Source organism: Amycolatopsis sp. MtRt-6 (assembly GCF_017308975.1).
Taxonomy (GTDB): domain Bacteria; phylum Actinomycetota; class Actinomycetes; order Mycobacteriales; family Pseudonocardiaceae; genus Amycolatopsis.
The window spans coordinates 1-7921 of the sequence record NZ_JADWPD010000062.1 but is presented as its reverse complement, the minus strand read 5'-3'; the positions used below and the strand labels follow the sequence as shown (position 1 = coordinate 7921).

7 protein-coding genes are annotated in these 7921 nt (G+C 70.7%); 5 read left to right on the top strand and 2 right to left on the bottom strand.

The annotated features are described in order from the left end of the window. Positions 1–141: 141 nt before the first annotated feature. From I4Q55_RS48650 to I4Q55_RS48630, 5 genes are read left to right on the top strand one after another with little or no spacing between them, the layout of a single operon-like run. Entirely contained in the window at positions 142–696 is a 555-nt protein-coding gene (locus I4Q55_RS48650; protein ID WP_206797836.1) for an HdeD family acid-resistance protein, read from the top strand. Between the two features lie 13 nt (positions 697–709). Next, on the top strand, positions 710–1624 hold the full coding sequence (locus tag I4Q55_RS48645; protein ID WP_206797835.1) for a ribonuclease Z: 915 nt from the start codon (positions 710–712) through the stop codon (positions 1622–1624). Positions 1625–1646: 22 nt separating this feature from the next. Then, positions 1647–3299, top strand: a complete 1653-nt coding sequence (locus I4Q55_RS48640; RefSeq protein WP_206797834.1) for a response regulator — start codon at positions 1647–1649, stop codon at positions 3297–3299. After that, complete coding sequence (locus tag I4Q55_RS48635; RefSeq protein WP_206797833.1) at positions 3296–4714, top strand: ATP-binding protein; 1419 nt, start codon at positions 3296–3298, stop codon at positions 4712–4714. The genes I4Q55_RS48640 and I4Q55_RS48635 overlap by 4 nt, the downstream gene beginning before the upstream one ends. Next, entirely contained in the window at positions 4714–6207 is a 1494-nt protein-coding gene (locus I4Q55_RS48630) for a carboxylesterase/lipase family protein (protein ID WP_206797832.1), read from the top strand. The genes I4Q55_RS48635 and I4Q55_RS48630 overlap by 1 nt, the downstream gene beginning before the upstream one ends. A 104-nt stretch (positions 6208–6311) precedes the next feature. Here the strand turns inward: I4Q55_RS48630 and I4Q55_RS48625 are convergent, their stop codons facing one another. After that, positions 6312–7130, bottom strand: coding sequence for a hypothetical protein (locus I4Q55_RS48625; protein ID WP_206797831.1), 819 nt, complete (start codon positions 7128–7130; stop codon positions 6312–6314). 76 nt (positions 7131–7206) lie between these two features. Then, positions 7207–7461 (bottom strand): hypothetical protein, encoded by a 255-nt coding sequence (locus I4Q55_RS48620; protein ID WP_206797830.1) that lies wholly within the window; start codon positions 7459–7461, stop codon positions 7207–7209. Between the last annotated feature and the right edge of the window lie 460 nt (positions 7462–7921).

The following is a 7921-nucleotide window of genomic DNA, read 5'->3' as shown; positions in this document are numbered from 1 at the left end:
CCCCCGCGCGCCGCGGGGGTGCGGGGGGGGGGCGGCCGCGGCGCACGCCGGTCCTTTGTGGAATACCCCGAACGGGGTGTTCCGGGAGCCGGACGGGGTAATCGTCGCGATACTGGAAATCCCTAGATCCGGGAGCGGCAGATGACCTCCTTCGCAGCGTTCACCGTCGTCGAACCCCGCAAAGCCTGGCCGCTGGTGGCCGTCCGCGGCGTGTTCGCCGTCCTCTTCGGGCTCTTCGCGCTGATCTGGCCCGGCGCCACCGTGCTCGTCCTGGCGATCCTGTACGGCGTGTACGCGATCATCGACGGCATCGGCGGCCTGATGCAGGCGTTCCGCCCGGGTGACACCGCCCATCGCGTGGCCTACGGCGTCCTCGGCGCGCTCGGCATCGTCGCCGGGATCCTCGTCCTGGTCTGGCCCGGCATCACGGTCCTGCTGCTGGCCCTGCTGGTCGGCTTCTGGGCGATCGTCACCGGGATCGCCGAGATCGCCGCGGCGATCCGGCTGCGCAAGCAGATCCAGGGCGAGGCGTTCCTCATCGCGGCCGGCGCGATCTCCGTCCTCGCCGGCGTCCTCATCGTGATCAACCCGATCGCCGGCGCGTACGGCATCGCGCTGCTCGCCGGGATTTACGCGCTGCTGTACGGGATCGTGCTCCTCGTCCTGGCATTCCGCCTCCGCAAGCTCGCCGCCTGAGTACGGTGCGGGGGTGTCGACCCGCGAACTGGTGGTGCTGGGCACCGCGAGCCAGGTGCCCACGCGCCACCGCAACCAGAACGGCTACCTCCTGCGCTGGGACGGCGAGGGCATCCTCTTCGACCCCGGCGAAGGCACCCAGCGCCAGATGCTGCGGGCCGGCGTCGCCGCCACGGACATCACGCGGATCTGCGTCACGCACTTCCACGGCGACCACAGCCTCGGCCTGCCCGGGGTGATCCAGCGGCTCTCGCTGGACAAGGTGCCGCACCCGGTCCACGCCTGCTTCCCGGCGTCCGGCGCGCACTACTTCGAGCGGATGCGGCACGCGACGGCGTTCTACGAGCAGGCCGACCTGCGGGAACACCCGATCACCGAGGACGGCCCGATCGCCACCGGCAAGCTCACCCTCGAGGCGAAGCGGCTGAGCCACCCCGTCGAGGCGTTCGGCTACCGGCTGACCGAGCCCGACGGCCGCACGATGCTCCCGGACAAACTGAAGGAACGCGGGATCTCGGGGCCGGACGTCGGCAGGCTCCAGCGAGAGGGACGCCTGGGGACCACGAAGCTCGAGGACGTCAGCGAGCCGCGGCCCGGCCAGCGGTTCGCGTTCGTGATGGACACCCGGCTGTGCGACGCCGTGTACGCGCTCAGCGAAAACGCCGACACGCTCGTGATCGAGTCGACGTTCCTGGCCGAGGACACCTCCCTGGCGAAGGACTTCGGCCACCTGACCGCCCAGCAGGCCGCGCGCGTCGCCGCCGAGTCCGGCGTCCGGCAGCTCGTGCTGACCCACTTCTCGCAGCGCTACCCCGATCCGGAACGCTTCGAAGCCGAGGCGCGGGCCGAGTTCGACGGCGAGATCGTCGTGGCGCAGGACCTGGAGCGGGTCCAGGTGCCGAAACGCCGTACTTTCCCAACGGCGTAAGAAGCGCCGTAGGCTGCATCTCGTGAGCCAGCCGATCCTGATGACCGTCGACGACGATCCCGCCGTGTCCCGCTCGGTCGCCCGTGACCTGCGCCGGCGCTACGGGAAGGACTACCGCGTCATCCGCGCCGACTCCGGCCCGGACGCCCTCGACGCGCTGCGCGAGATCAAGCTGCGCGGCGACGCCGTCGCGGCGATCCTCGCCGACTACCGGATGCCGCAGATGGACGGGATCGCCTTCCTCGAGAAGGCGATGGACCTGTTCCCGCACGCCCGCCGCGCCCTGCTGACCGCCTACGCCGACACCGACGCCGCGATCCAGGCGATCAACGTCGTCGACGTCGACCACTACCTGCTCAAGCCGTGGGACCCGCCGGAGGAGAAGCTCTACCCGGTCATCGACGCCCTGGTCGAGACGTGGAAAGCGGTCGGCGACCGGCCGGTCGAGGAGGTCAAGCTCATCGGCCACCGCTACAACTCCTCGTCGTTCCACCTGCGCGACTTCCTCGCGCGCAACGCCGTCCCGTACCGCTGGTACTCGGTCGACGACGACGAGGGCTGCCGGATCCTGCAGGCCGCCGAGGCCACCGACAAGGACATCCCGGTGGTCGTCACGCCGGACGGCACCGTCCTCAAGAACCCGACCGGCAGCGAGATCGCCGACGCGGTCGGCCTCTCGACCCGGCCGGCGCAGGAGTTCTACGACCTCGTCGTCATCGGCGGCGGCCCGGCCGGCCTCGGCGCCGCGGTGTACGGCGCTTCCGAGGGCCTGCGCACGGTGCTCGTCGAGAAGAAGGCCACCGGCGGCCAGGCCGGCACGAGCTCGCGCATCGAGAACTACCTCGGCTTCCCGGACGGCGTCTCGGGCGCGCAGCTGACCGACCGGGCGCGGCGCCAGGCGCAGAAGTTCGGCGCCGAGGTGCTGACCGCGCGGGACGTCGTCGGCCTGGAGGCCCGCGGCTCGTCGCGGGTGATCACCTTCGGCGACGGCAGCGAGATCGCCGCCCACTCGGTGATCCTCGCCAGCGGCGTCAACTACCGCGCCCTCGAAGCCGACGGCGTCGAGGAGCTCACCGGGCGCGGCGTGTACTACGGCTCGGCCGCGACCGAGGCGCCCGAGTGCAAGGGCGAGCACGTCTACATCGTCGGCGGCGCCAACTCCGCCGGGCAGGCCGCGGTGTTCTTCTCCAAGCACGCCAGCGACGTCACGATCCTCGTGCGCGGCGCGTCGCTGGAGGCGTCGATGTCGCACTACCTGATCGAGCAGATCGCCGGCATCGAAAACATCCACGTCCGGACGCACACCACGGTCAAGCAGGTCCACGGCGACGGGCACCTCGAGCGGCTCACGCTGTGCGAGAACGGCGTCACCGAGACGGTCGAGACCGGGCACCTGTTCATCTTCATCGGCGCCGCCCCGCGCACCGACTGGCTCGGCGAAACCATCCGCCGCGACGAGCACGGCTTCGTGTGCACCGGGCCGGACCTGTTGAGCGCCGGGCAGCGGCCGGCGGGCTGGCCGCTCGACCGTGATCCGCACTACCTCGAGTCGTCGATCCCGGGCGTGTTCGTGGCCGGTGACGTGCGGTCGCAGTCGGTCAAGCGGGTGGCGTCCGCGGTCGGCGAGGGCGCGATGGCCGTGACGCTGGTACACCGGTACCTGGAGGAACAATGAGCGCACTGCCGCGGGAAGAGCTTCGCGGCCTCTTCCTGTTCGAACACCTTTCCGAAGACCAGCTCGACTGGGTCGCCGCCAACGCCGTGCTCGAGGAGTACGCGGGCGACTCCTTCGTCATCCGCGAGGGTGACGAGGCGACCTGCTTCTACGCCATCCTGAACGGCGCAGTCCGGATGACGCGGCTGGTCAGCGGCACCGAAGTCGAGACGAACCGGTCCGACCAGCGCGGCGCCTACTTCGGCGCGACGCAGTTCTTCGTGCACCAGGAGGCCGAGCACCGCTACGGCGCTTCGGTGCAGGCGCTGAGCGACCTGACGCTGCTCGCGCTGCCCGCCGCGGAGTTCTCCGTCCAGTTCCGCAAGTGGTTCCCGATGGCCACGCACCTGCTGGAAGGCATGTACCTCGGCTGGCGCAACAGCGACACGGTGATCGGCTCGCGGCGCCGTCTCCTGGCGCTCGGCGAGCTGTCGGCCGGCCTGACGCACGAGCTGAACAACCCGGCCGCGGCGGCGGTCCGGGCGACGTCCGCCCTGCGTGAACGCGTCGCCGGGATGCGGCACAAGCTCGCCTTCCTGGCCAAGAAGGACATCGACCCGGAGCTGCTCTACCAGCTCATCGACGTCCAGGAACGCCTGGTCAAGCAGGTCGCGCAGGCCGAGAAGCTGACAGCGATGCAGCAGGCCGACCGCGAGGACGAGATCGGCGACTGGTTCGACGACCGCGGCATCGACGGCGGCTGGGACCTCGCCGACATCTACGTCCGCGCCGGGCTGACCACGGCCGACCTGGACAACGTGCTGGAGCAGGTCGGCGACACCTTCATCGACGGCGCCGTCCGCTGGCTCGCCTACGCGCTCGAAACCGAGATGCTGATGGGCGAAATCGAGGACTCGACCACGCGCATCTCCGCGCTGGTCGGCAAGGCCAAGCAGTACTCGCAGATGGACCGGGCGCCACACCAGTGGGTCGACGTCCACGACGGCCTCGACTCCACGCTGGTGATGCTTTCGGGCAAGCTCGGCGGCGTCCGCGTGGTCAAGGAGTACGACCGCGGCCTGCCGAAGATCCCGGCGTACCCGGCCGAGCTGAACCAGGTCTGGACGAACATCATCGACAACGCCCTCGGCGCGATGGCCGGCGAAGGCACGCTGACGCTGCGCACGTGGCGCGTCGACGACCAGGTCCGCGTAGAGGTCGGCGACACCGGGCCCGGCATCCCCGCGGACATCAAGCCGCGGATCTTCGAGCCGTTCTTCACGACCAAGCCGGTCGGCGAGGGCACCGGGCTGGGCCTGGACATCTCGTGGAAGATCGTCGTCGAACGGCACCAGGGCGACCTGCGCGTCGAATCGGAGCCCGGGAACACGCGGTTCGAGGTCTGCCTGCCGACGGTCGAGCAGGCCTCGCTCTGATGGCTTCCGTCCCGACGGTGACGACCGAGCTCGGGGCGCTGGTCGGGCTGGCGGGTGACGGCGTCCGCGTCTGGCGCGGGATCCCGTACGCCCGCCCGCCGGTCGGCGAGCTGCGGTGGAAGGCACCGCAGCCGCCGTCGCTGTCCGGCGGGGTGCACGTGGCGACCGAGTACGGGCCGCACGCGATGCAGTCGCCGGACCCGATGAACCCGGCCGCCGTGTGCGACGAGGACTGCCTGTACCTCAACGTCTGTACGCCCGAGGCCCCCGCTCCGGAGGGCGGGTGGCCGGTGCTGTTCTGGCTGCACGGCGGCGGCTACCGCGTCGGCCACGGCGAGCAGCTGGGCGACGGCGAGGAGTTCGCGCGGGCCGGGATCGTCGTGGTTACCATCAACTACCGGCTCGGCTCGCTCGGCTTCCTGCACCTCGGCGGGATCTTCGGCCCGTCCGAAATGGACGCCGGTGTGTGCGGTTTCCTCGACCAGGTCGAGGCGCTGAAGTGGGTGCGCCGCAACATCTCCGCGTTCGGCGGGGATCCCGGGCGGATCACCGTGTACGGCGTGTCGGCGGGCGCGAAGAGCGTCGGCAACCTGATGGGCAGCCCGCTCGGGGCGGGGTTGTTCGCGCAGGCGATCAGCAGCTCCGGCGGCGCGGACCACGTGGCGACGCCGGAAGCGGGAACGGCTTTGGCGCGGCGCCTGCTGGACGAGGCCGGCTGCCACGACGTCACCGCTCTGCGCTCACTGCCGGCCAAGGAGTTTGTCGAGGCGCAGGAACGGATCCTGAGCGGGTTCCAGGCGCTGTGGCTGTGGCGGCCCACCCTGCACCCGCGGGCGCTGCCCGAGGTGCCGATCGAGCCGATCCGGCGGGGGAGCGCGGCGGGGATTCCGCTGCTGGTGGGCTGCAACAGCAACGAGGGCAGCACGTACGCGATGATGCTCGGCGACGACGTCGCGACGGCGCCGGCTTCCGATGTGCTCTCGGGCATCCTCGGCGAATCGGGCGCTTCGCGGCTGATCGAGACGTACCTTCGCCGGGTTCCCGATCTCAAGGCCGCCCGGATCGCCGCCATGGGCGACGAGCGATACGGGATTCCGACGCAGCGGCTCGCCGACGCGCAGTCCGCGCACGCTCCCGTTTACCGGTACCGGATCGACTTCGCCGCGCCCGGGGTGCCCGAGCAGCTCGACGGCGGCCACGGGACCGAAACCACGATGGCGTGGAAGGTGCCACTTCCCTTGGCCGCGCAGGGAATCGCGGTGAACCCGGCGCGCGAGCGGGCGGCGCTGCTCATCCACCGGTGCTGGGTACGGTTCGTCCACTCCGGCGTCGCGTCCGCCGACGGTCCCGAATGGCCGTTGTACGGGCCGGAACTGCGGCCGGTCATGGTGTTCCGGGAGGACACGGACCTGGTGCTCGACCCCCGTTCAGGGGAGCGCGAGGCTTGGGGCGACACGGAATGGGCGTCCGGGACGTGGTTTCCGGTGACCTGAGCCGGCTCTACCCTTGTGAGTGATGATGTTCGAACACGTGTGCGAGTAGCGTGGTCGTCGTCCGGCTCATTGCCGGCTCATCGTCGGCTCATCAAGGGAGGAAGTCATGCGCGGGTACCGAGTTTCGGCAGGGTCAGCGTCATCGCGGCGGTTGTCAGCCAGCTCAGCAGGTCGGCGAGCGGGATGCGGGAAAGCCGTTCCGGCCATTCCTCCGCCACCGCGTGCAGCACGAGTTCGTCGTGCCGCGGCTCGACCTTGGTCAGCCTCGTACCCGGCGGGAGTTCCGGCAGCGGCAGCTCGATGGGCCGGAACCGCTTCGGTGCGCGCAGTTTCTTCTGTCCGATGTGGAGGGTCTGCGGGAGGAGCACCACCGCGTCGTCCGCCACCTGGGGGCGCAGGGTCAGGTGGCCCCAGTGCGCGCGCTTGGCCCAGCGAATCCGGAGCAGTCCGTTCCCGGCCGGTTCCGCGACGATCCCGGGCCGGACGGTCGCCACCCGTTCGCGCAGCACGTCCGCGGACACGGCGATTTCCAGCCGCACGCGGGCGGGAATGGCGGCAGGCGTGGGCAGCGAGCGAAGGCGGACGTCTTCGGCGATCACGGTGACGCGGCGCAGCGGAATGCTGCCACCGTCCTCTTCGGACTCAGGCCAGTCGACGTCCTCGGCGACGATCCGGACGTCGCCGAGGCGTCCAGTGGCCAGCCGGAGGCTGTCGGCCGGGTAGTCGAGTTCGGCGAGAGTGAGGCCGACGTCGCGGTCGCCCACCTTCGCGGTCAGCCTGCGCCCGACGAGCTGTTCGGTGACGGTGCGCGCCAAGGCGGCCGGCGTGACCGGGACGTTCGGCAGCAGCGAACGCCCGGCCGCGGCCAGCCCGGCCAGCTCGGGCCACGGTGACCAGCCGTCGAACCACCTGCCGTCGCTCATCCGTCCAGTGTCGCCCACGGACACCGCCGGCGGCGACGGCGGGTGGTTCCCGGCTGAGACAGCGGATCGCGCCCGGTCACCGGCCCGCGAAGCGGGCGATGATGCCGGTCACGACCAGCCAGAACACCGCGGCCAGGCCGAAGTCGAGGATCACGGCCAGGCTGGGGCTGTCGACCGGGAACAAACCGGGCCAGAACAACGCGAGAGGAACCGCCAGTGACTCGATGAACTGGAAGAAGGCGTTGCCGGCGTTGGCGCCGGCCAACACCATGATCATGTAGAGAACTTCGATCCCCGCGAAGATCGCGCCGATCGCCGTGATGACCCGCACGGCCGTGTTCCGTCTGGTGGTGGTTCGCCAAGGAGACATGTCGCAAAAATTCCCGGATCAGGTGACTGATCAAACGCTTTGGAGCCGAGATTGCGCCGTTCGGCCACTTCCGTTGCTCTCCGCGACGCTGCGGCACCGACGGTGAGCAACCGAACACCACCACCGGCCACCTCCCCGCCAGACCCGCGGACACGCCCACCCACACCGGCCAACCACGGCCATCCGGCAAAGCAAGCCGGCCGCCCGAAGGCGGGTTGGTCGCCAACCCCGCAAGCCGGCTTTTCGACGTACGTGCCGTCTGTGCAGGCGCGCGTGTCGTCCGGCTAGCCTCGCCCTCGCCCTCGCCCTCGCCCTCGCCCTCGCCCTCGCCCTCGCCCTCGCCCTCGCCCTCGCCCTCGCCCTCGCCCTCGCCCTCGCCCTCGCCCTCGCCCTCGCCCTCGCCCTCGCCCTCGCCCTCGCC